This is a genomic window from Streptomyces sp. NRRL B-24484 (genome assembly GCF_000717715.1).
In the GTDB taxonomy this organism is placed as follows: Bacteria; Actinomycetota; Actinomycetes; order Streptomycetales; family Streptomycetaceae; genus Kitasatospora.
Window position 1 is genome coordinate 53,108 of sequence record NZ_JOAI01000024.1, and the last position, 21,462, is coordinate 74,569.

General features: G+C 74.1%; 15 protein-coding genes. 5 read left to right on the forward strand and 10 right to left on the reverse strand.

The window, feature by feature from the left end:
• The first annotated feature begins 120 nt into the window (after positions 1–120).
• Positions 121–4,914 (forward strand): hypothetical protein, encoded by a 4,794-nt coding sequence (locus IE98_RS0122325; protein WP_052390821.1) that lies wholly within the window; start codon positions 121–123, stop codon positions 4,912–4,914.
• 250 nt (positions 4,915–5,164) lie between these two features.
• Positions 5,165–5,353: a hypothetical protein gene (locus IE98_RS0122330; RefSeq protein WP_030271576.1), complete on the forward strand. Its 189-nt coding sequence runs from the start codon at positions 5,165–5,167 to the stop codon at positions 5,351–5,353.
• A gap of 178 nt (positions 5,354–5,531) precedes the next feature.
• Here the strand turns inward: IE98_RS0122330 and cydB are convergent, their stop codons facing one another.
• From cydB to IE98_RS0122355, 5 genes are all read right to left on the reverse strand, one after another.
• Entirely contained in the window at positions 5,532–6,548 is a 1,017-nt protein-coding gene (cydB, locus tag IE98_RS0122335) for a cytochrome d ubiquinol oxidase subunit II (protein ID WP_030271578.1), read from the reverse strand.
• A gap of 9 nt (positions 6,549–6,557) precedes the next feature.
• Positions 6,558–7,940 carry a cytochrome ubiquinol oxidase subunit I gene (locus IE98_RS0122340; RefSeq protein WP_030271580.1) on the reverse strand — a complete coding sequence of 461 codons (1,383 nt, stop codon included), beginning with the start codon at positions 7,938–7,940 and terminating at the stop codon, positions 6,558–6,560.
• Positions 7,941–8,106: 166 nt separating this feature from the next.
• On the reverse strand, positions 8,107–9,480 hold the full coding sequence (gene zwf, locus IE98_RS0122345) for a glucose-6-phosphate dehydrogenase (RefSeq protein ID WP_030271582.1): 1,374 nt from the start codon (positions 9,478–9,480) through the stop codon (positions 8,107–8,109).
• Positions 9,481–9,497: 17 nt separating this feature from the next.
• Positions 9,498–11,078 carry a GMC oxidoreductase gene (locus IE98_RS0122350; RefSeq protein WP_030271585.1) on the reverse strand — a complete coding sequence of 527 codons (1,581 nt, stop codon included), beginning with the start codon at positions 11,076–11,078 and terminating at the stop codon, positions 9,498–9,500.
• A gap of 78 nt (positions 11,079–11,156) precedes the next feature.
• A complete protein-coding gene (locus tag IE98_RS0122355; protein ID WP_063748984.1) occupies positions 11,157–11,771 on the reverse strand; it encodes a gluconokinase in 615 nt (204 codons plus the stop codon).
• An 87-nt stretch (positions 11,772–11,858) separates the two neighbouring features.
• Between IE98_RS0122355 and IE98_RS0122360 the strand changes: the two genes are divergently transcribed.
• Positions 11,859–12,806 (forward strand): 2-hydroxyacid dehydrogenase, encoded by a 948-nt coding sequence (locus IE98_RS0122360; protein ID WP_030271589.1) that lies wholly within the window; start codon positions 11,859–11,861, stop codon positions 12,804–12,806.
• A gap of 22 nt (positions 12,807–12,828) precedes the next feature.
• Here IE98_RS0122360 and IE98_RS0122365 read toward each other — a convergent pair whose 3' ends face one another.
• The 3 genes from IE98_RS0122365 to IE98_RS0122375 form a co-directional block, all read right to left on the reverse strand.
• Positions 12,829–13,803 (reverse strand): cyclase family protein, encoded by a 975-nt coding sequence (locus IE98_RS0122365; RefSeq protein ID WP_420706211.1) that lies wholly within the window; start codon positions 13,801–13,803, stop codon positions 12,829–12,831.
• Positions 13,804–13,821: 18 nt separating this feature from the next.
• The gene (locus IE98_RS0122370) at positions 13,822–15,642 is read right to left on the reverse strand and encodes a glycoside hydrolase family 15 protein (protein ID WP_030271594.1); all 1,821 of its coding nucleotides are present in this window, start codon (positions 15,640–15,642) and stop codon (positions 13,822–13,824) included.
• A gap of 89 nt (positions 15,643–15,731) precedes the next feature.
• Positions 15,732–16,733 carry a DUF389 domain-containing protein gene (locus tag IE98_RS0122375; RefSeq protein WP_030271596.1) on the reverse strand — a complete coding sequence of 334 codons (1,002 nt, stop codon included), beginning with the start codon at positions 16,731–16,733 and terminating at the stop codon, positions 15,732–15,734.
• Positions 16,734–17,181: 448 nt separating this feature from the next.
• Between IE98_RS0122375 and IE98_RS0122380 the strand changes: the two genes are divergently transcribed.
• Complete coding sequence (locus IE98_RS0122380; protein ID WP_159401020.1) at positions 17,182–19,158, forward strand: hypothetical protein; 1,977 nt, start codon at positions 17,182–17,184, stop codon at positions 19,156–19,158.
• A 109-nt stretch (positions 19,159–19,267) separates the two neighbouring features.
• The gene (locus IE98_RS0122385; RefSeq protein WP_030271601.1) at positions 19,268–19,642 is read left to right on the forward strand and encodes a hypothetical protein; all 375 of its coding nucleotides are present in this window, start codon (positions 19,268–19,270) and stop codon (positions 19,640–19,642) included.
• Between the two features lie 55 nt (positions 19,643–19,697).
• Here the strand turns inward: IE98_RS0122385 and IE98_RS0122390 are convergent, their stop codons facing one another.
• The gene (locus IE98_RS0122390; protein ID WP_052390822.1) at positions 19,698–20,987 is read right to left on the reverse strand and encodes an RNA polymerase sigma factor; all 1,290 of its coding nucleotides are present in this window, start codon (positions 20,985–20,987) and stop codon (positions 19,698–19,700) included.
• Positions 20,984–21,385, reverse strand: a complete 402-nt coding sequence (locus IE98_RS0122395) for a YciI family protein (protein WP_030271605.1) — start codon at positions 21,383–21,385, stop codon at positions 20,984–20,986. The genes IE98_RS0122390 and IE98_RS0122395 overlap by 4 nt, the downstream gene beginning before the upstream one ends.
• Positions 21,386–21,462 lie beyond the last annotated feature (77 nt).

The following is a 21,462-nucleotide window of genomic DNA, read 5'->3' on the forward strand; positions in this document are numbered from 1 at the left end:
ACGCCCTCTCACGACGGCCCGGAAGAGTGGTCGCGCCCGACACTCGGGGCGCAGCGCCCGCTTGCGGTCCGGCGAGGGGCCGGATCGGCGTGGTCAGTGCGGCGTGCGACGATCCGGGTCATGATCGCCTCGCTGGAGTCCCTGCTGCCCGTCTCCGGGCCGCACCGCTCGACCACGTACCCCGACTGGGCCGCCGCGCACGATCCGTCGGCCGCGGGTGCCGCGCGCGACCTGACGGTCGAGATGGCCACCCGGCTCAACCGGTCCTGGCACAAGCCGGGTGCGTTCGTGGACGAGATGGCCCGTCGGGCACGGCGGCTGCCGCCGGCGCACCTGCCGTGGTTCTGGGACACCGTCGGGCACCGGCTGATCGGCACCGGCGGCCGGGCCGCCGGGCGGGCCTACGCGGCGGCGCGCGCGGCCGAGGCCGAGCACGGCCTGCCGGTGGACGGGGGCTACCGGCAGGCCAACGCCCAGCTGTTCGCGGCGGGCGGGGCCATGCCCGCCAAGGAGCTGGCGGCGCATCAGAAGTTCCTCACCGGGACGCTGGAACCGGCCGCCGCGCACGCGGCCCTCGACCGGCTGCTGACCGCGTGGGCGGGCTCGTCCGCCGACCTGCCGACCGATCTGGTCCGCGGTGCGCGGGCCTCCGCGAAGGCGGCCGGGCACGGCGACGCCGAGGTGGCGCGGCTGGTCGGGGCGGTCCTGGCGGTCACCCGGAACAAGTCGGTTCCGGACGCGCTGCTGGACGCGGCCGCCCCGCTCCTGACGGCCCATCCGCCGGTGCACGGGCTCCTGGCCGGGCTGGTCGAGGTCTTCCCCGACGGCACCACGGACGGCGGGGCCTGGCTGCGGGTGCTGATCGGCTGCGGCGCCGCCGACGCCCTGGTGGAGGGCCGGGTGGAGCCCGAGGGCGGCCTGCACCGCTGGCTGGGCCACGTCGTCCACATGTACCAGTACGCGGCACAGTCCGGGGGCGGTGTCGCCCGCCAGCAGCTCCCGGCCGAACTCCTCGATCTGGTCGGCCGCTTGGCGCCGCGTCTGAAGGCGGCCGGCACGCCGGTGACGGTGCACACCACCCGCCACCACTGGCAGGGCCTGGACGCCGACCTGCTGGACGCCTGCCTCGCGGCCGGTGTCGCGGTCGTGGACCCGGGCGTTCAGGTCAGGATGCACTTCTGGGGCGAGCGGTCCCGGCGGGATCTCACCGCGCTCGCGGCCGACCCGGTGTTCGGCCCGCGGCTGGAGGGCACGGTGCACGCGGGCCTGCTGCCCCAGTGGGGGCCGTCGCGGGCGCGGCGCGCCGGCACGGCGGTGACGCTGCTGCCCGGCAACGACGGCATCGCCCAGGCTGTCGCGGGGCGCGTCGGCAAGCTCGTCGACACCGTCGCCGGTGGCGGCATGGCCGGTGCCGAGGAGGCCGTCGCCGAACTGGCGGCCCTGCTCGACCGGCCCACCGTGACGGCCCTCGGTGGCATTGCCGACGCCCTCGCCGAGGCGGGCGCCGCCGGTGCGCTGCTCCGCTCGCTTCGGGCCGGCCTCCCGGAGGAACTCGCCTGGCCGGCCCTGGAGTCGGTGTACGCCGAGTTCGCGGCCGACGCCGAGCCCGGCACGGCACCGGAGACCGGCGCGGACCCCGACGAGGACGGCCCGCTGCCCGGCGTGGCCGGGGTGACCTCCACCTGGCCGGTGCTGACGGTGTTCGGACGCACCCGCGCGGTCGCCGTCGCCCCGGACGGCGTCCGCGCGTCCTGCCGGTTCACCGTGCCCGACGACGCCACCATGTTCGCGGTCCACTACGTCGGCGGCTCCTTCCTGGTCAGCTGGACGGTGGCGGACCGCCCCCACCACTGCGACACCGCGGTCTGGGCCGACCGTCCCGACGAGCCCTTCGCGCCGGACGAGCGGGGCGGCCTGGTGCCGTACGACGGCAGCCTGGACGGCGCGTACGGATTCCAGTTCGAAACAGCCGACGGCGGTGGCCGCCACGGCGGCGAGCGGGTGCTGCGCCCGGGCGGCACCGAGGGCATCGACCGTTTGGAGCTGCAGCTCTCCGACGGCTCGCGGACCTGGGTCAACGGCGTGTTCCGGGACCGGCCGTGGGAGGCGGTCGACCAGGTCACCGGCGAGTCCCGCGGGGTCGTGCAGCTGCCGGACTTCCCGGGCCGCGCGCCGAGCGCCGACCCGGCCGCGGAGCCGTCCGAGCTCGGCACGGCCCTGGACGTCGAGGCCCTGCAGCTGGCGCCGCTGCCCGCGGGGGCGACCGGCGCGCCGCTGGGCTGCCGGGACGGATTGGTCGGCACCCGGGTGCTGTACCGCACCCCGCACCGGCACGCGGCGCCCGACCACTTCCTGCTGGAGAGCATCGACGGGCGCACGGCCCGCTTCGACGTCGACCGCCAGGGCCAGCAGCCGTGGGGGCTGTGGGCGCCCCCGGAGGGCGCGGTCGAGGACGTCGTCCTCGCCGAGGCCGAGACCCGCACCGGCGTCCGCGCCTACACCGCCGACGGCAGCCTGCTGTGGGAGCTGGACGGCCACCGCTCGCCCGCCGGCAAGTGGGCGCGGCGGAACCGGCGCGCCACCGTCTCCACCGGCGTCGCCCTGCCGCCCGCCTTCTGGTACCTGCTCCGTACCCGGGACGCGGCCGGCTCCCGGGCGCTGCGCGGCGTCGCCCGGGAGAGTGCGGAGGCGCTGCTCGCGGCCGCCCGTGCCGGTGCCGGGGAGCTGCGCACGGCGATCGCCCGCCAGCTGCCCGGGGTCACCGATCCGGTGCTGGTCGAGGCCGTCGCGGCGGTGGCCGTCCGGGCCGTGCGGGTGGACGAGCGCAGGCTCGCCCTGCACCACCGGGTCACCCTGCTCGCCGAGGCGCCGCCCCTGCCGCGCGGGTCCGCACCGGACACCGAGCTGGTGCCCGCCCTGTTCGGGCTGGTCACGCCGGGTGACCGGGACGAGTGGCGGCGCGCTCCGGACGTGCCGCTGCCGGCCACGCTGAGCGCGCTCGCCGCCGACGGCGCCTGCCTGGCGGGCACCCTCGTGGAGGAGGTGCGGCGCCTGTCGCCGCCGGCGCCTCCGCACGACTGGTCGCAGTTGCTGGGCGCGATCGACGCGGTGGCCTGGCGGGCGGCCGTGGCCGCGACCGCGGACCCGGCGCGGACCGCCCTGCTGGCGTTCCTGGGCACCTGGGCGGACCAGCCGTTCGCCGCCGCCGGCAGCCGCTGGCGGGTGGGCCGGGCGGCCGCCGCCGTCCTGGACGCGCTCCGCGAGGACGGGACGGCGGTGGCCTCCGCCGCCGTGAGGCCCGGGTCCTCGGAGCACTGGTTCGTCGCGCCCGCGGCCGGGCCCGCCGCCGGGGACGCCGCCGGCGGCCCGGTGCCGGCGGCCGTTCCGCGGGCCCGGCTCGTCGCCGTCGAGCGCGACGACGCGGGCCGGCTGCGGGCCCTGCTCGCCGCGGTCTACGCGCACGGCCCGCTCGCGGTCTCCGAGGCCGCTGCCGCGCGCTTCGCCGAACTGACCGGTGTCCGGCGGGCGGTGGCCCGGCTGGTGGTCGCCGGCCTGGTCGCCGGGTCGGACCGCGAGGACCACCGCAGCCTGCTGCGCAAGGCCCCGTACCGGGCGACGGCGATGACGGTCGAGGCGTACGACCGGCTCCGCGAGCGGCTCGGCGGTGAGGGCCGGCGGGCCGTCCTGGCGGCCGCGCTGCCCGAGGACCCGGCCGAGCTGTGGCGGCCCGGCGGGGTGGAGGCCGCTGCCGAGCGGATGGCCGCGGTCTGGTGTGCGCGCCTCGGCGCGCAGCCCGCCCTGCACGACGGGGCGGCCGATGCGCTGGAGGCCGAGCTGGGCCTGCCGGAGGTGTGGGCCCGGCGGCTCGCCGGCGGCTACGAGGCCGCCGACGACGGGACGGTGCCGGCGGCGGGCTGGGAGCTGACGGCCACCCCGTACAGCACCGGGGTCGACGTCAGGGCCGTCCCGCCGGCCGGGCTCGACGTGCGGTACGGCACTCCCGTCGGGCTGCCCCTCCGGCGGATCGCGAGCGCCCTGGTGTGGGCGTGCACGGACCGGCCGGTCGGCGATCCGGCGGTGGCCGGCGCGGTCGCCCTGCACGACCGGCTGCTCGCCGAACTCGCCCGTCCGGAGCTGCTGTTGGAGCTGGACCGCGGGTACGTGGAGGACACCGAGGAGGGGATCGCGCGGCGCTTCGGGCCGGTGCGGACACCGGTGGCGGACGACCGCCGCAAGGAGGAGGGCCCGCTGCCGCACGTCGCCTACGACTCCGGGCCGCTGGTCGTCTGCGCGCCGCGCGGCACCGCGTTCCTGCGCCCGGCGGCGGCCGACCCGGAGGTGCGGCGCACGCTCCGGGAGATCCCCGGGCTGGCCGCGGGCCTCGACCTCGTGGCGCCGCTGCTGCCCGGCGGCGGCCTGCAGCGGATGCTCGACCGGAGCCGTTCCGGAGCCGTCCCGGCGGGTGCGTACGAGGCCGACCCGCGGCGGTCCTGCCCGGAGCTGGTCGCCCGGGTACGCAGCCGGCTCGCGGTGGGCGCCGACGCGGCCGCCCTCTACCTCCAGATCGCGGCGCTCGCCGCACCCACCGACCGCAACGTCCGCCGCTGGAACGGCTGGACGGCCAAGCAGCACACCGAGGCCCGCACCGAGCTCCTCGCCACCGGTGTGGTGGTGGAGGCCAAGCGCGCCCGGGCCGGCCGGGCGCTCTTCCTGCCCGGCGGCTGGACGGAGCTGAAGGCGCCGCACCTGCCACTGGAGACCGTCAAGCTCGCCTCCCACCGCGTGACGCCGCTGTGGGGCAACACGATCCGCTCCCCGTTCGGCAGGGTGCTGCCGGTCGCCCCGCTGCACGAGATGTTCGCAGCGGCCTGGGAGCGGGAGCACGGCAGCGGCGCCGCACCGAAAGACAGCTGACGGCCGACAACCAACGACCGCCGCCCCGGGTCACGCTCCACCCGACCCGTCCTGACCCGGGCAGCCGACCGCCCGCCGGCACGTCCACACCCGGCGGGCGCGTCCGCGTCGGCCGATCAGGTCGTTCCCGGAGGAATTCCTCCTCGATCCGGTGAATGACGGTCCATCGGGGCCCCGGCCGTCCCACCCTCTCGCGATGCTGCCCGAGCAGGTGCCGAGGTGCACCACGAAGCCCAGAGAGGTGTGATCCATGGACGGCGCACGGGTGTACGTGGCCAACTTCGTCGGCAGTTCCGTCTCGGTGATCGACACCGCGACCGATGCCGTCACCGCCACCATCAGCAGCTCCGACGCGAGGACCCCGGCCGGCGTGGCGGTCTCCCCGGACGGCGCACGCGTACACGGCCGACTTCAACAGCAACGACGTCGCTCGGGCTGACGGACGGCAGCGTCCACACCGCCCTGTTCCGGTTCAGCTGACCCGACCCGACCCGACCTGCCCAGCCCCCGACCGGCGGGCCGGTCCGACGGCCGTCCGCCCCGGGTGCCCGGCTCCCCCGCCGGCCGCCCGGGGCACCGGGCCACGGGTCTCCGGGGTGGTACCGGGTGCCGGCGGCTCAGTCGCGCCGGGCGTGCGGCACGTCGAACTGCTCGGCGGAGACGCGGAGCCTGAAGACGTGGTAGGTCCAGCCCTGGTAGGCGAGCACGAGCGGGAAGAAGACGATCGCGACGACGCTCATCACCTTCAGGGCGTAGCCGCCGGAGGCGCTGTTGTGCACGGTGAGGTCGAAGGCGGAGTCGGTGCTCGACACCATCAGCCGGGGGTAGAGGTCGGCGAAAAACGACAGCACGGTCGTCGCGATGACGACCGTGGTGGCCACGAAGGCCCAGCCCTCGTGCCGTCCGGCGAGCAGCCAGCCGGCGGCGATCGCCGCGATCACGGTCGTGAGTTCGAGGACGTCCGGCAGCACGCCGCCGCCGGCGACGGAGTGCGTCCAGGGCTGGAAGACCAGGACGGCGAGGACCGTGACGGGGGCGATGCGCCGGGCCAGCCACAGAGCGCGGTCCCGGACCGCTCCGGTGGTCTTGAGCGTCATGAAGACGGCACCGTGCAGCAGGCAGAGCAGCACCAGGGTGATCCCGGTGAAGACCGAATAGCCGGAGAACAGGTCGCCGAAGTCGCCGGTGAACTCCTGGCTCTGGTCGATCGGCACGCCGTGCAGCAGGTTGCCGAGCGCGATGCCGATGAGCAGCGGCACCAGCAGGCTGCCGGCGGTCAGCAGCGCGTCCCAGGTCAGGATCCAGCGTGCGCTGTCGACCTTGCCGCGGAACTCGAAGGAGACGCCGCGGACGATCAGCCCGACCAGCAGCAGGATCAGCGCGGGGTAGAAGCTGGAGAACATGGTCGCGTACCAGGCCGGGAAGGCGGCGAACATCGCGGCCGCGGCGACGATCAGCCAGACCTCGTTGCCGTCCCAGAGCGGCCCGATGGTGTTGATGGCGGCCCGGCGGCCCGCCTCCTCGCGGGAGACGAAGGTGTGCAGCATGCCCACGCCGAGGTCGAAGCCCTCCAGGACGAAGAAGCCGGTCCACAGGACAGCGGTGACGATGAACCAGAACGTGGCGAGCGCCATCGGGCGGCCTCAGTAGGTCAGGGCCGGGACCGCGGTGTCCTCGGCGGGGGGCGGGGAGAGCTCCTTGCGGGCGTACCGCGTGAGCAGCACCACGGCCACCACGGCGAGCGCCGCGTAGAGCAGGAAGAAGACGATCAGGCTGGTGGCGACGGTGGCGGTGCTGACCGACGGGGACACGCCGTTGCGGGTCAGCTGGAGGCCCTGGACGATCCAGGGCTGGCGGCCGTTCTCGGTCAGCAGCCACCCGGCGGTGTTCATCAGGAAGGGCAGTGCGCCGGCCCAGACCGCGACCCGGTGGAAGCGGTGTGCGCTGCTGAGCCGCTTGCGCCACAGCAGCCACAGGCCCCACAGCCCGACCAGGAGGACGACCACGGCCAGGTAGGCCATGACCCGCATCGACCAGTACTGGATGAAGATGTTCGGGATGTAGTTGCCGGGGCCGTACTGCTGCTCGTACTGGGCCTGCACGGCGTTGAGCCCGAGGACCTGTCCGTTCCAGTGGTTGGTGGCCAGCAGGGAGAGCAGGTGCGGGATGGCGATGATCTGCGTCGGCGTCATGTCGTTCTTGCCGCCGCTGATCTGGAACAGCGAGAACGAGCAGGGTTGGCAGGTGTCCCACTGCGCCTCGGCGCCCGCGATCTTCATGGGCTGGTACTTGCCCTCGGTGACGCCGAGTTCGCTGCCGACCAGCATCGCGGCGAGGATCACCGGCACCAGGACGACCAGGGCGAGCCGGGCGGCGGCGTGGAAGGCCAGCGGGGACGAGCCCTTGCGCAGTTGCCAGGCGGAGACGGCGAGCATCACGACGGAGCCGGTGACCAGCGAGGCGAGGATCACGTGCAGGTAGCCGCGCAGGAACACGGGGTTGGTGAACAGCTTCCAGACGTCGTTGAGCTGGGGCCGGCCGGTGGAGGGGTCGATCGTGTAGCCGACGGGGTGCTGCATCCAGGAGTTGGCGGCCATGATGAACGCCGCGGACAGCGCGCCGCCGACGGCGACCAGCCAGATGGTCGCCAGGTGCACGCGCGGGGGCAGCCGGTCCCATCCGAACAGCCAGAGCCCGAGGAAGGTCGACTCCAGGAAGAACGCGGCGAGCCCCTCTATGGCCAGCGGCGCGCCGAACACGTCGCCGACCGTGCGGGAGTACGCGGACCAGTCCATGCCGAACTGGAACTCCTGGACGAGCCCGGTCACCACGCCCACCGCGATGTTGATCACCAGCAGGGTGCCGAAGAAGCGGGTGAGCCGCAGCAGGTCGTCCCGGCCGCTGCGGTGCCAGCCGGTCTGCAGCAGGGCGGTGAGGAATCCGAGACCGATGGTGACGGGTACGAACAGGAAGTGGTAGATCGACGTCATGGCGAACTGCAGCCTGGCGAGGTCGAGTTGGCTCATCTGTTCCCCATTGCGAGTGGCTCGGCCCCAGTCAAGCACGCCCCTGGCGGCCCGGTCGGGAGGGCACGGCCGGTGTCATCCCATCGGCCGACACCGCGCAGGCGGCCGTCCCCCGGGCCGCGGGCCCACCGACCGTCGGCCGGTGGGCCCGCCCGGTGGCGGTCCGTCACTTCGGGTCGTGCCAGTGGTCGCCGTCCGGCAGCAGCGCGTCGGCCTCCTTCGGGCCCCAACTGCCCCTGGCGTACGGGAGGGCCGGTGACGCGTTCCCGAGGATGGGGTCGACGACCCGCCAGGCCGCCTCGACGGTGTCCTCCCGGGCGAACAGCCACCGGTCGCCGTCCAGGGCCGCCCCGATGAGGCGGTCGTACGGCCGCATGTCGGACCCGGGGACCTCGCTGAAGGAGAGTTCCTCGTGCTTGGCCTGCCAGCCGCCGCCGGGTGCCTTGCCCGCCAGGGTGAGGGCGACCTGCGTCTCCGGCCAGACCCGGAACCGCAGGCTGTTCGCGGCCGGGCTCGGGCGCAGCCCGAAGACGTCGTGCGGGGCGCTGCGGAAGTGGATGCTCACCTCGGTCGCGGTCACCGGCATGCACTTGCCGGCCCGGATCAGGATCGGCACGTCCGCCCACCGCCAGGAGTCGGCGGCGAGCCGGACGGCCGCGAAGGTCTCGGTGGTCGAGCCCGCGGCGACGCCGTCGACGTCCAGGTAGCCGTCGTACTGTCCGCGCACGACGTGTTCGGGGGTGAGCGGGCGCAGCGAGGAGACCACGTTGGCCTTGGCGTCGCGCCAGGACTCCAGTCCCTCGCCCGAGGGCGGTTCGGCCAGCACGGTGGCGAGGACCTGCAGCATGTGGTTCTGGACGACGTCCCGGACGGCGCCGGTGCGGTCGTAGAACCGGCCGCGGTCGGAGACGTCGAAGGCCTCGGCCATGGTGATCTGGATGCTTCTGACGTGCGTGCGGTTCAGCAGCGGTTCGATGACGGAGTTGGCGAACCGGGCGAAGAGCACGTTCTCCACCGGGTCGAGGCCGAGCCAGTGGTCGACCCGGTAGATCGACTCCTCGGGGAAGTACTCGTGCATGGTGGCGTTGAGTTCGCGGGCGCTGCGCAGGTCGGTGCCGAAGGGCTTCTCGACCATCACCCGGGCGCCCTTCGCCCGGCCGGCGTCGGCGATGCCCTTGGCGATCCGGCCGAAGAGCGGGGGCGGGACCTCCAGGTAGAACAGGGCCCGTTCGCCGGAGCCCATCTCCCGGGCCATGGCCTGGTAGGTGGCGTCGTCGTCGAGGTCGCCGTCGACGTAGCGGAGCAGCCCGAGCATCTTCCGGGCGGCGGGCGCGGTCGGGTCCATGCCGTTGAGCTTCAGCGAGGCCTCGGCGTAGTTCCGGAACTGGTCGAGGCCCCAGCCGCTCTTGGCCACGCCGACGACGGGGACGTCGAGGACTCCGCGGTCGACCAGCCCGACCAGGGCGGGGAAGGTCTCCAGTTTGGCCAGGTCACCGGTCGCGCCGAAGATGACCAGGGCGTCCATCTGCTGTGCTGCCATCTCGTTGGCCCTCCTGCTCATCGCATGCGGTCGGCGAGGTGGTCGCCGACCCGCAGCGCGTTGGCGATGGCCGTCAGCGACGGGTTCACCGCTCCGATGCTCGGGAAGAAGCTCGTGTCCACGACGTAGAGGTTGTCCAGGTCGTGCGCCTTGCAGTTGACGTCCAGGGCGGAGGAGGCCGGGTCGGTGCCGAACCGGACGGTGCCGGCCTGGTGGGCGGTGGCGCCGATCGGCATGCCCTTGTGCAGGTAGATGCTGCGGGAGAGCAGGTGGTGCTCGTGCATCCCGAGCTCGCCCAGCATGCCCTGGAGCTTGTGGCGGAGCCGTTTCAGTCCGGCGGTGTTGTTCTTCTCGTCGAGGGCGAGGTGCACGTTGCCGTCGGCGTCCAGAGTGACCCGGTTGTCGGGGGCGGGCAGGTCCTCGCCGCAGAGCCAGAAGTCGACGGCGTGGTGCGCGATGACCTCGAAGGGCATGTCGGGGCTGACCGCGCCGGCCCAGCGCGGGGCCTCGCCGTGGATCTGTTCGGCGTCGGACTTGCCGAGCATCTGGATACCGCCGAGCGGGTAGTCCCAGTCGTCGGCGCCGAGGTACCAGTCGTGCAGCGCGAGGGTCTTCTGGAAGAGGGTCGGGTTGGGTTCCTTCGAGACGGCCATCAGCGCCAGGTTGTTGTGGCGCATGTAGTGGCGTCCGACCACGCCGGAGCTGTTGGCCAGCCCGGCCGGGTGCTTGTCGCCGGCGGAGCGCAGCAGCAGCACGGCCGAGTTCACCGCTCCGCAGGCGACCACGACGATGTCGCCGGCGAAGGTCTCGGTGGTGCCGTCGGCGAGTTCGGCGACCACGCCGGTGACGGTCCGGCCGGTGGGGTCGGTCTCCAGTCGCCGGACGTCGGCGTGGGTGATCATCCGGACGTTGTCGTGCTGCAGCGCCGGGTCCACGCAGATGACCTGGGCGTCCGACTTCGCGCCGAGCGGGCAGGGGAAGCCGTCCACCCGGTCGCAGCGGATGCAGACGCTGTCGTGCGCCGCCCGGCCGGTGGCGTCCTGGCTGAGGTTGACGCCGATCGGCAGGTGGAAGGGGTGCAGGCCCTGCTTCTCCAGGTCGTCGCTGAGTTGCTGGATCCGCGGCTCGTGCTCGACCGGGGGGTGGGCGTACTGGGCGCTCGCCGGGCCCTCGGTGGGGTCCTCGCCGTGCCGGCCGTGGACGAGGTAGAGGTGCTCGGCCCGGGTGTAGTAGGGCTCCAGGTCCTCGTAGCGGATGGGCCAGGCCGGTGAGAGGCCGTCGTGGTGGCGCAGTTCGCCGAAGTCCTCGGGGCGCAGCCGGAAGAGTGCGGCGCCGTAGAACTTGGTGTTACCGCCGACGTAGTAGTTGACCTCGGGCGGGAAGGCGTTGCCGTCCTTGTCGTACCAGTACTCCGGGGCCCGGTACTTGCCCTTGACGAAGACGGCGGTGGAGTCCCAGTTGTCCCGTTCGCGGGGCAGGTAGCCGCCGCGTTCGAGGATGAGGATCCGTTTGCCGGTGGGGGCGAGGCTGTGGGCCAGTGTGCCGCCGCCTGCGCCGGTGCCGATGATGATGACGTCGTAGTGCTGGGTGTCAGCCACGGGGACTCCGTTTCCGGGCCGGTGCTGCCCCCGCGGGGCTCGGCGCCGGCCGTCCTGCGGCCCCGCCCGCTGCCTCGCTCAGGGGCGGCGGGCGGGGCCGGGACCATCTCCGTCGACGCTAGAGCGGCGGCCCCGGGAAGGCGAGTGCAGGCGGGCATCGGGGTGCGGCGGGGCGGTGCTGCGGGCGAGGGCCGCGGTGGCGGCCGCCAGGGTCTCGGCGATGCTGCCGGCGGCGTCGACGGTGGCGCCGGGTTCGTCCTCGGCGAGCGGTTCGAGGGTCTCGTACTGGGAGTCGATCAGGCCGGGCGGCATGAAGTGGCCGGTCCGTGCGGCGCTGCGGCGGGCGGCGAGTTCGGGGTCGAGGTCGAGTGCGAGGAACCGGATCGGGGCGCCGGTCGCCCGGAACCGGTCGCGGTAGGCGCGTTTGAGGGCGGAGCACGCGACGACGCCGCCGCGGCCGTCGTCGGCCCACTGCCGGATGCGCTCGGTCAGCGCCGCGAGCCAGGGTTCGCGGTCCCGGTCGGTGAGCGGGTGGCCGGCGGCCATCGTGCGGCGGTTCTCCGGGCTGTGGAGGTCGTCGCCCTCCAGGAACGGCACGCCCAGGCGGGTGGCGAGGGCGGCGCCGATCGTACTCTTGCCCGAGGAGGAGACCCCCATGACGACGATCACGGGGGGTGCGGGTGCCGGCTCCATGTGCGTCTCCCTGCCGGTCGGCGGTCACCGTGTGAGACTGGTGCACGACCACTGTCGGGTGCCCGCCCGCGTCCCGCAGGAGATGAGATGTCCGGCACTGACGTCGGGGCGGTGAGCGGCCCGCAGGTGCTGCTGCCGTACCCGCCCGGCGAGGTGGGGGGCCTGCCGGCGGGCTGGGGTGCCGCGGTCTGGGACGGGACGAACGGTCCGCCGGGCCCGGAGGTGCTCGCGGCGGTCGAGTTCTTCGTGATCCCGTACACCTTCACGGCGGCGGCCCGGCCGCTGCTGGCGCGGATGCCGCGGTTGCGGGTGCTGCAGTCGCTGAGCGCCGGTGTCGACGATCTGGCGCCGTACGTGCCCGCGGGCGTCACGCTGTGCAACGCGCGCGGTGTGCACGACGCGAGCACGGCGGAGCTCGCGGTGGCCCTGGTGCTGGCCTCGTTGCGCGGGATCCCCGGCTTCGTGGAGTCCCAGCGGGCCGGGAGGTGGTCGGGCGGGTTCCGTCCGGCGCTCGCCGGGCGGACGGTCCTGATCGTCGGCCACGGGTCGATCGGCGCGGCGGTGGAGGCGCGGCTCGCCGCCTTCGAGTGCGAGATCGTCCGGGTGGCGCGCACGGCGCGGCAGGCCCCGGGCGGTCCGGTGCACGCCTTCGGGGAGCTGCCGGGCCTGCTCGGCGCGGCGGACGTCGTGGTGCTGACCGTGCCGCTCGTGCCGGAGACCCGCGGGCTGGTCGATGCCGGGTTCCTCGCCCGGATGAAGGACGGCGCCCTCCTGGTGAACGTCGCCCGGGGTGCGGTGGTGGACACCGGTGCGCTGGTGCGCGAGGTGTGCAGCGGGCGGCTGGGTGCGGCGCTGGACGTCACCGACCCGGAGCCGCTGCCGGCCGGCCATCCGCTCTGGTCGGCGCCGAGCGTGCTGATCACCCCTCATGTCGGCGGGAACAGTTCGGCCTTCGAGCCGCGTGCCCGGGCGCTGGTGCGCTCGCAGCTCGAACGCTTCACCGCGGGGCTGCCTCCGGTGAACACCGTCCGGTGAACGCGGTCGGTGATCGGCGGGCTCAGAGGACGGCGATCGGGTTGACCGGGGAGCCGGTCCCGCCGGCCAGGCGCAGCGGTGCGACCATGCAGAGGAAGGACCAGCGGCCCTCCTCGGTGCAGACCGGCAGGAGTTCCTCGAACTGCAGGTAGTCGAGCAGGTGGATGCCGAGGGCGTGGACGGCGAGCACGTGGACGGGGAAGCCGACCCCGTCGACCGGGCTCGGCGCGCAGTCGTTGTTGCTGTCGCTGCCCAGGACGGCGATCCGCCGCTCGGCCAGCAGTTCCACGGCGGCGGGGTGCAGGCCGGCCCGGGCGGCGGCCGCGTCCCATGCCCCCATCTCCCGTCGCCGCCGCCGGTGGCCGACGCGGACGAAGAGCAGGTCGCCCTCACCGAAGCGCACTCCCTGGGCCTCCTCGGCGGCCTGCAGGTCCTCGGCCGTCACGTACTCCCCCGGTTCCAGCCAGGGCACGCCGCGCAGTCCGGGGATGTCGAGCAGGACGCCGCGGCCGACGATGCCGGCCTCGGCGAGGCCGACGGTGAGGGCCCCGGCGCCGGTCGCGGTGAGGGTGGTGGCGGGGACGCCGCCGTACAGGGTGCCGTCGTAGACGACGTGGCAGAGCGCGTCGAGGTGGCTGTCGGCGTCCCCGTGGACGTTCATCTCGATGCGGTCCCGCGCGAATTCCAGCCCTTCGCCGCGCAGCCGCCCGGCGACGGCGCCGGTCATCGGGTGGTGGGCGGGTTCCGGGTTGTCGGGCCTCGCGCGTGTCCCCACGGGTGCGGCCAGGCTCACGTGACGGCCCGTCCGCACCTCGCCGGCGGCGGCGAGGACGCGGGCGGGGGTGATCGTCTCCAGGGCTCCGCGCGGGTGCTCGCCGGCGGGCGCGGCGGCGGGGGCTGCGGCGCTGATCCGCCGGTGGAGGGCGTCGAACGCGGCCCGGTCGAGGCGCGCCGCCCGCTGCTGTCCGGTGGGCTCCGGGTCCTGGCCTGCGTCCACGGTCGGTTCCTCTCCGGGTCAGCGCCGGGTGGCGCGGTCCAGGGCGTCGTCGAGCGAGGACGCCGCCATGATGAGCGAGAGGTGGGTGAACGCCTGCGGGAAGTTGCCGAGTTGCTCGCCGGAGGGGCCGATCTCCTCGGCGAACAGGCCGACGTGGTTGGCGTAGGTGAGCATCTTCTCGAAGGCGTAGCGGGCCTGCCGCAGCCGGCCGGCCCGGGCGAGCGCGTCGACGTAGAGGAAGGTGCAGAGGCTGAAGGTGCCCTCCGAGCCGCGCAGGCCGTCGGGTGAGGCGGCCGGGTCGTAGCGGTAGACGAGGCTGTCCGAGACGAGTTTGCGGTCCATCGCGTCGAGGGTGGAGAGCCAGGCGGGGTCCTTCGGCCCGAGCAGGCCGACGCGCGGGATCAGCAGCAGGGAGGCGTCCAGGACGTGGCCGTCGTAGTGCTGGACGAGGGCCTGTTCCTTCTCGCTCCAGCCGCGTTCCATGATCTGTTCGAGTACGGCGTCCCGGGTCTCCCGCCAGCGGACGAGGTCGGCGGGGCGGCTGAACTCCTCGGCGAGGCGCAGGCCGCGGTCGAAGGCGACCCAGGTCATGACCCGGCTGAAGGTGAAGTCCCGGCGGCCGCCGCGGGTCTCCCAGATGCCTTCGTCCGGGCGGTCCCAGTTCTCCGTGAGCCAGTCGAGGGTCTTCGCCGCCGCCTTCCATCCGTCGTAGCCGGGCTGGACGCCGGACCGGCGTCCTTCGGCGAGGGCGTAGAGGGCTTCGCCGTAGATGTCGAGCTGGAGCTGGTCCATCGCGGCGTTGCCGGCGCGCACCGGCGCGGATCCGCGGTAGCCCTCGAAGTGGTCGAGGATCTCTTCGGTCAGCTGCGGGTCGCCGTCGATGCGGTACATGATCTGCAGGCGTTCGCCCGGGAGGTCGAGGCGTTCGCGGAGGCGTTCGTTGAGCCAGCTGGTGAAGGCCTCGGCCTCCTCGGTGAAGCCGAGGTCGAGCAGGGCGCGCACCGAGAGGGACGCGTCGCGGATCCAGGTGAAGCGGTAGTCCCAGTTGCGCTCGCCGCCGACCTGCTCGGGCAGGCCCATGGTGGGGGCGGCGACCAGGCCGCCGGTCGGGGCGTAGGTGAGCAGTTTGAGGGTGATCGCGGAGCGGTGGACGGCGTCGGGCCACCGGCCGCGGTAGTGCGACTGGCGCACCCAGCTCTGCCAGTAGTCGACGGCCTCCCAGAGCTGCTCGGTGAGCCCGGCCTCGGTGGGCGGTGGCGGGGCCTCGCCGTCGGGGCCGCAGGCCGTCATGACGACGCCCGAGGTCTGGCCGGCCTCCAGGGTGACGGTGCCGCGGACGTCGCGGTCCGATCGGTGCAGCGGGAAGAGCGCGCGAAGGTGGAGGGCTGCCCCGGGCGCCCGGAAGACGGCGTCCGGGCCGTCCACGGTCACGTGGTGCTCGGCCCGGCCGTAGTCGAAGCGCGGCCGGCAGTCGAGTACGAACCGGACGGTGCCACGGACGGCGCGGACGGCCCTGATCAGGGTGTGGCGGTCCGAGGCGCGGTTGCTGCGGTCGGGGAGCATCCAGTCGATGACCTCGCCGACGCCGTCCTCGGACATGAAGCGGGTGACCAGGACGGCGCTGTCCGGGTAGTAGAGCTGACGGCAGGTCGGGGCGTGCTCCACCGGGGCCAGCCGGAAGTGGCCGCCGCGCTCGTGGTCGAGGAGGGCGGCGAAGATGCTCGGCGAGTCGAACCGCGGGACGCCGAACCAGTCCACCACGCCCTGCGAGGAGATCAACGCGGCGGTCTGCAGGTCCCCCACCAGTCCGTGGTCGGCGATGGGCGGGTAACGGTCCATGAGCGCTCCGAGGTCGCGGGCTTCCTTGACGCAGCGTATCCGCTTTGCCCTATATGTCCGGACATGACGCGAAGCCTCGCCGTCCGGGCTCAGCCGCCGACCCGTCCGGCCTGGATCTGCCGGCCCTCGGTCGTCGTGACGACGACCGGGAGCCCGTCGGGGACCTGCCCCTGGAGGGCGGTGAGCAGCGATTCGACCGGGGGCAGGTCGCCGGGGGCGCGCACCTGGACGTACAGGGTCCGGGAGTGCGCCTGGACGTTGACGACGGCGGCGCCGGGAGCCGCGGCGAGCCAGTCCGCCGCGGCGTTCGCGGTGCGCGTCGTCCACAGCTGCACGAGCACGGTGGCCGCGGTGTTCGCCGCCAGCAGCAGACCCACGGCCCCGAACAGCAGGCCGAGCGCCAGGTACGTCCTGCGGGCGGACCCCTTCCCGGCCGGACGGTCGGCGGTCGTGTGCACCAGGGCGCCGAAGACGACCATGCCGGCGACGACCAGCGCCAGCAGGTTGGAGACGAACAGGACGAAGGAGCCGAGGGCGAGCCACCAGGCGGTCTGCCCGGCGCAGACGCCGGTGACCACGAGCGGCGGCACCAGCGAGATGGCGATCGCGACACCGGGCAGCACGGCGGCGACGTCCCTGCGGGAGAGTGCGACCGCGCCGGCGAACCCGGTGGCGACCGCGGCCACCAGGTCCAGCAGCCCGGGCGAGGTGCGGCTGGAGATCTGGCTGTCCGACAGCAGGTCGTACGAGGCGGGCACCACCAGCGAGGCCACCGCCCCGACGGCCACCACCAGCAGGCCCCCGGCCGCCACGAACAGGGCCGCCGTCGACCGCCGACGCTGCACGGCGCCCAGCGCGATCCCCATGATCGGGGTGGAGAGCGGCGCGATGATCATCGCGCCGATCACCGTGGCGGTGGAGTCCGTCAGCACCCCGGCGGCCGCGATGACGGCCGACAGGAACAGCATCGTCCAGAACGCGGACTGCTTCGCCCGGGTGTCCCCGGCGGACAGGTCGAGGTCCTCCTCCAGCTCCTCCGGCGTCCGGCGCTGGTGATCGGGGAGCACGCGGTCACGGAGGCTGCTGAGCATCCGCCGAGTATCGCGCCGCACGACCCCGCGGCCCGGCCGCCACCCGGCGGCGTCCCCCGGACAGCGCACTCCCGGAGCGCCCTCCTCCCCCGCCGCGACGGCCCACGGACACCGCGCCGGGCCGTCGGGCGGCGCGGCGGGCGGACGGCGGCAGCCCGGCGCCGCCCGAGTTGCCGCCCGATCGAGGCTGTGTGGTGATGGCTCACGACAGGGAACGAGGCCGGTGGCGGACGGACCGGGATCCGGGCCGACACCGGCCGGGAACCGGAACGGTCCGCTGCGCCGCCGCTCGACGACGCGCGGGCGAGGGGCGATCCCCGCCAGGACTCGGACCCCGCATCAGCGTGCGCCCGGGTCCGTCTCGCCCGCGGCGACGAAGGCCGGCTGGAGGACAGCGATGGCGAGGGTACCGGCTCAGGCTTCACCGCCCGCGGGCAGACGGAGCGGCGTGGTGAAGATCGCCTTCGCGCTGGGGCTGGTGCTCTTCGCCCAGGCCCTGCTCGCGCTCTCCCTCGTCAGCGCCCAACAGCTGCTCGTCCCCCGGAACATGCCGTTCGGTGTGACCGGGCCGCCGTCGCCCGTGGTCGCCGAGGTGGCGTCGAAGGTCGGGCTGGACCTGACCTCCTACAAGGACCAGGCGGCACTGACCGACGCCGCGGACCGGGGCGAGCTGTACGGCGGGTACGTCAGCGGCGGAGCGACCGACACGGTCGTCGTCGTCCCGGCGAAGAGCTTCTTCGCCCAGACCGAGCTGGAGCCGGCGTTCGTCGCGGCGGCCCACAAGCTGGGTCAACCGGTGACCGTGCAGACGGTCGCGCCGCTCGCCTCCACCGACCCGGTCGGCGCGGTGACGTCGCTGTTGCTGCTGCCCCTGCTGATCGGCGGCTACCTGGCCGCCGTCCTGGTCTACAAGGCGGCCCACGGCACTGCCGCCGCGCCCTGGCGGGCGGTCATCCTGGCCGGGTACGCGCTGGTGGGCGCGCTGCTGACCGACCTGATCGCCGGGCTGGGGATCGGCGCGTACTCCAGCAGCCACTTCTGGCCGCTGCTGCCGTGCTTCTGGCTCATCACCTCGGCGGTGGCGCTGGCCGCCGCCGCGGTGCAGGCCCTGGTGGGCAAGATGGGCACCCTGATCGTGGCGGTGCTCTTCATCGCCGTCGGCGGCCCACCCGCCGGCGGTCTGGGCACCTACCTGCTGCCGGTCTACTGGCGCAACATCGGTGTGGTCCTTCCGGCGCAGAACGCGGTCACCCTGATCAACCACGTGCTCTACTTCGGCGGGAGCGACATCTCCACCCCGCTGACAGTGCTGTTCCTCTACGCCTTCTTCGGCATCGCCGTGATCGGCTGGTTCGGCCGGATCCGCCCCGGCAGGGAGGCGGCCCGGACGGCCCCCCTGCCCGCAGGGAACCCTCCCGACCGCAGGCGGGCCATGATCGGAATGCTCGTGGCGCTGGGCGTCTGCGCCGTCATGCAGTGCCTGTTCGCCACCACCTACATGAGCGCCTCGCACGCCCCCAAGGCCGACAACCTGCCGTTCGGCACGGTCGGCACCTCGCCCGTCCTGCCCGCGGCCCAGAAGACCATCTCCCTGAAGGTCACCCCGTACCCGACCGAGGCCGCGGCCAAGACCGCGATCGACGAGGCCCGGATCTTCGGCGCGCTGGTCTCCTCCGGCACCTCGAACACCCTGATCGTGGTGCCGTCCATGAGCGACCTGGCCCCGCTCGACCTCGCGGTGAGGTTCGAGGAGGCCGCCAAGGCCACCGGCCAGACCGTGCAGGTGCAGCAGTACGCCCCGACACCGCTGGTGCCCAAGGACCCGTTCGGCCTCGTCCAGGGACTCATGCTCGTTCCGCTGCTCATCGGCGGCTACATGAGCTCGACCCTGCTCATGGCCGCGACCGGCCGGGCGGCCGGCCGCTGGCGGGCCGCCCAGCTCGCCGGGTTCGCCGTCGTCAGCGGCCTCGTCATCGACCTGATCGTCTGCTACTGGCTGCAGGGCTTCCCCAGCCACAAGTTCTGGATCACCTGGCCGATCTGCTCGCTGGTCGTCGCCGTGGTCGCCTTCGTCGCCGCGATCCTGCAGAAGCTGCTCGGCCCCGTGGGCACGCTGGTGACGGTCGTCGTGATGGTCCTCTTCGGCAACCCGTCCTCCGGCGGCGCGAGCGGCGTGCCCTACCTGCCCGCCTTCTGGCGCGACATCGGCCCCTACCTGCCGCCCCGCAACGGCTACGTCCTGCTGCACCACACCATCTACTTCGACGGCCACGGCACGAGCCAGGCCCTGACCGTCCTGCTCGTCTACCTGGGCGTCGCCGCCGCCGTCCTGATCGTCCTCGACCTGCGCCGCCCCGAGGCCGCGGTACCCGTCGACGCCACCGAGGCGGCGGCCGTGTCCGTCCCCATCGGCGCCACTCCGTGAGTGCTCCGCCGTGCCTCCAGGGCCGCGTCCACACGCCGTGCAGCACCCCCGGATAATGATCGTGGCCGGCGGCGCCGGCGACACGGACCGACGGAGAGGCAGAGGACGGATGACCCTGGTGGAGGGCCTGCGCGTGAGGCTGGCCGAGGACCTCGGGATCGGCGGCGCGGTCGCCGGGGAGGCCGCGACGACGGTCGGGTTCCTCTCCCTGGGAGCCGGGATCGAGGGCACCGTCGAACGGGTGGACGGGGAACTCCCGCCGAGCGACGAGGTCCTCGAGTACCAGCGGCTCAAGGCGCTGTTCGAGGACTACGCCCACACCATGCCGGAGGCCAGCCGGAAGCGGCTGGAGGCGGAGATCGCCGCGCTGGAACCGGAGTGGTCGGCGTACCGGGAGCAGGGGAACCGGGTGACGGTGCGCGTCCGGTTCGACAACGGCTTCGTCCTCGACGGGGCGCACCAGGACGTCCTCACCCCGCTCTGAGGCCAGGCCGGCCGGGAGGTGCGCTCCCGGCCGCCGCGCGGGCACCGGTGCGTCGTCAGCCGCCGTCCGCTCCGGGTGACCCGTCGGAGCCGGTCGGCGGTGGGGCGTGCCGGTGCAGCCGGGCGGCCCGGGCGATCAGGTACCGCTGCTCGGGCAGGTTGGTCGTCCGGGCCGCCGCCGAGCGGTAGTGGTCGAGGGCCGCGGCCTCCTCCCCCGCCGTCTCCAGCAGATGGGCGCGCACGGCGTCCACCCGGTGCAGGGCGGCGAGCGGCCCGCCGTCGGTACCGAGACGGTCGAGGAGCGCCAGGCCCGCGGTCGGACCTTCGACCATGGCGAGTGCGACCGCCCGGTTGAGCGTGACCAGCGGACTGCCCGCCACCTGTTCGAGCAGCCCGTACAGGCCGAGGATCTGCGGCCAGTCGGTGTCCTCGGCGCGGGCCGCGCCGTCGTGCACGGCCGCGATCGCGGCCAGCAGCCGGTATTCGCCCGGCCGGCCCCGGCGGGCGGCCGGACCCGCGAACGACCCGACGAGCAGCGCGGTGCCCTCGGCGACCAGGCTCCCGTCCCAGCGGGCACGGTCCTGTTCGGCCAGCGGGATCAGCTCGCCGTGCAGTCCCGTGCGCGCCGGACGGCGGGCCTCGGTCAGCAGCATCACGGCCAGCAGCCCCGTCGCCTCGCCCTCGCCCGGCACCAGCCGGTGCAGCTGCCGGGCCAGCCGGATCGCTTCGCCGGACAGGTCCGCGCGGTGCAGGACCGGCCCGCCCGAGGTGGTGTAGCCCTCGTTGAACAGCAGGTACAGCACGTGCAGCACCGAGCGGAGCCGCGCCGACCATTCCGCCGTGCCCGGCACCGGCGCCTCGAACACCGCAGACGAGGCCTTCAGCCGCTGCTTGGCACGGCTGATGCGCTGCGCCATCGTCGCCTCGGGGACGAGATGGGCGGCGGCGATCTGTGCCGTCGTCAGGCCGCCGACCGCCCGCAGCGTGAGCGCGATCGCCGACGCGGGGGTGAGCACCGGATGGCAGCACATGAACAGCAGCGCCAGGGAGTCGTCGACCCCCGAGGCCTGCGCCGGGACGGATTCCCTGGCCACGCGTTCCTCGCGCCGCCGCCGTGCCGTGTCGCTGCGCATCAGGTCGATGTGGCGGCGGGTGGCGCTCTGCAGCAGCCAGCCGCGCGGATTCTCCGGCACGCCCTCGGCCGCCCAGTGCGAGGCGGCGGCGATCAGGGCCTCCTGGACGGCGTCCTCGCAGGCGCAGAAGTCGCCCGTCCGCCGGGCCAGCACGCCGAGGACCTGCGGCGCCAGGGAGCGCAGCAGGTCCTCGACCTCGGGCCGGTCGGTCACAGGTCGAAGGCGCTGTCGGTCATGACCTGGCGCACCTCGACGGGCTGCCGCGTCGGCACTCCGCCCGGGCCCGGCACCGCCGAGATCCGCGCGGCGATCTCCAGGGCCCGGGCCTCGGAGTCCACCTCGACGACGTTGAAGCCGGCCAGCACCTCCTTGGACTCCGGGAAGGGACCGTCCGTCACCACCGGGGCCGACACGCCGTCCGACCGGACGATCCTGGCGAGCCGCGGGTCCGCCAGCGGCGTGAACCGCACCATCTCACCGCTGGCGACGAGTTCCTCGCTCAGCGCCGCGTAGTAGTCGAAGTGCGCGGCGACGTCGGCGGGCGCCCACGCGTCCATCGGCTCCTCGACCGCTCCGCCGTCGTGGTTGACCATCAGCAGGTACCTCGGCACGTGAACTCCTCGATCATGATCTCCGGCGCGGCCAGTGTGGCGCACGCACCCCGTGAACGGAGCCGCCGACCGGATCT

Excerpts from the sequence above, each read along its gene's own strand:
- IE98_RS0122325 (WP_052390821.1), top strand. The coding sequence starts at position 121 with ATGATCGCCTCGCTGGAGTCCCTGCTGCCCGTCTCCGGGCCGCACCGC.
- IE98_RS0122330 (WP_030271576.1), top strand. The coding sequence starts at position 5,165 with ATGGACGGCGCACGGGTGTACGTGGCCAACTTCGTCGGCAGTTCCGTC.
- cydB (WP_030271578.1), bottom strand. The coding sequence starts at position 6,548 with ATGGCGCTCGCCACGTTCTGGTTCATCGTCACCGCTGTCCTGTGGACC.
- IE98_RS0122340 (WP_030271580.1), bottom strand. The coding sequence starts at position 7,940 with ATGAGCCAACTCGACCTCGCCAGGCTGCAGTTCGCCATGACGTCGATC.
- zwf (WP_030271582.1), bottom strand. The coding sequence starts at position 9,480 with ATGGCAGCACAGCAGATGGACGCCCTGGTCATCTTCGGCGCGACCGGT.
- IE98_RS0122355 (WP_063748984.1), bottom strand. The coding sequence starts at position 11,771 with ATGGAGCCGGCACCCGCACCCCCCGTGATCGTCGTCATGGGGGTCTCC.
- IE98_RS0122360 (WP_030271589.1), top strand. The coding sequence starts at position 11,859 with ATGTCCGGCACTGACGTCGGGGCGGTGAGCGGCCCGCAGGTGCTGCTG.
- IE98_RS0122370 (WP_030271594.1), bottom strand. The coding sequence starts at position 15,642 with ATGGACCGTTACCCGCCCATCGCCGACCACGGACTGGTGGGGGACCTG.
- IE98_RS0122375 (WP_030271596.1), bottom strand. The coding sequence starts at position 16,733 with ATGCTCAGCAGCCTCCGTGACCGCGTGCTCCCCGATCACCAGCGCCGG.
- IE98_RS0122385 (WP_030271601.1), top strand. The coding sequence starts at position 19,268 with ATGACCCTGGTGGAGGGCCTGCGCGTGAGGCTGGCCGAGGACCTCGGG.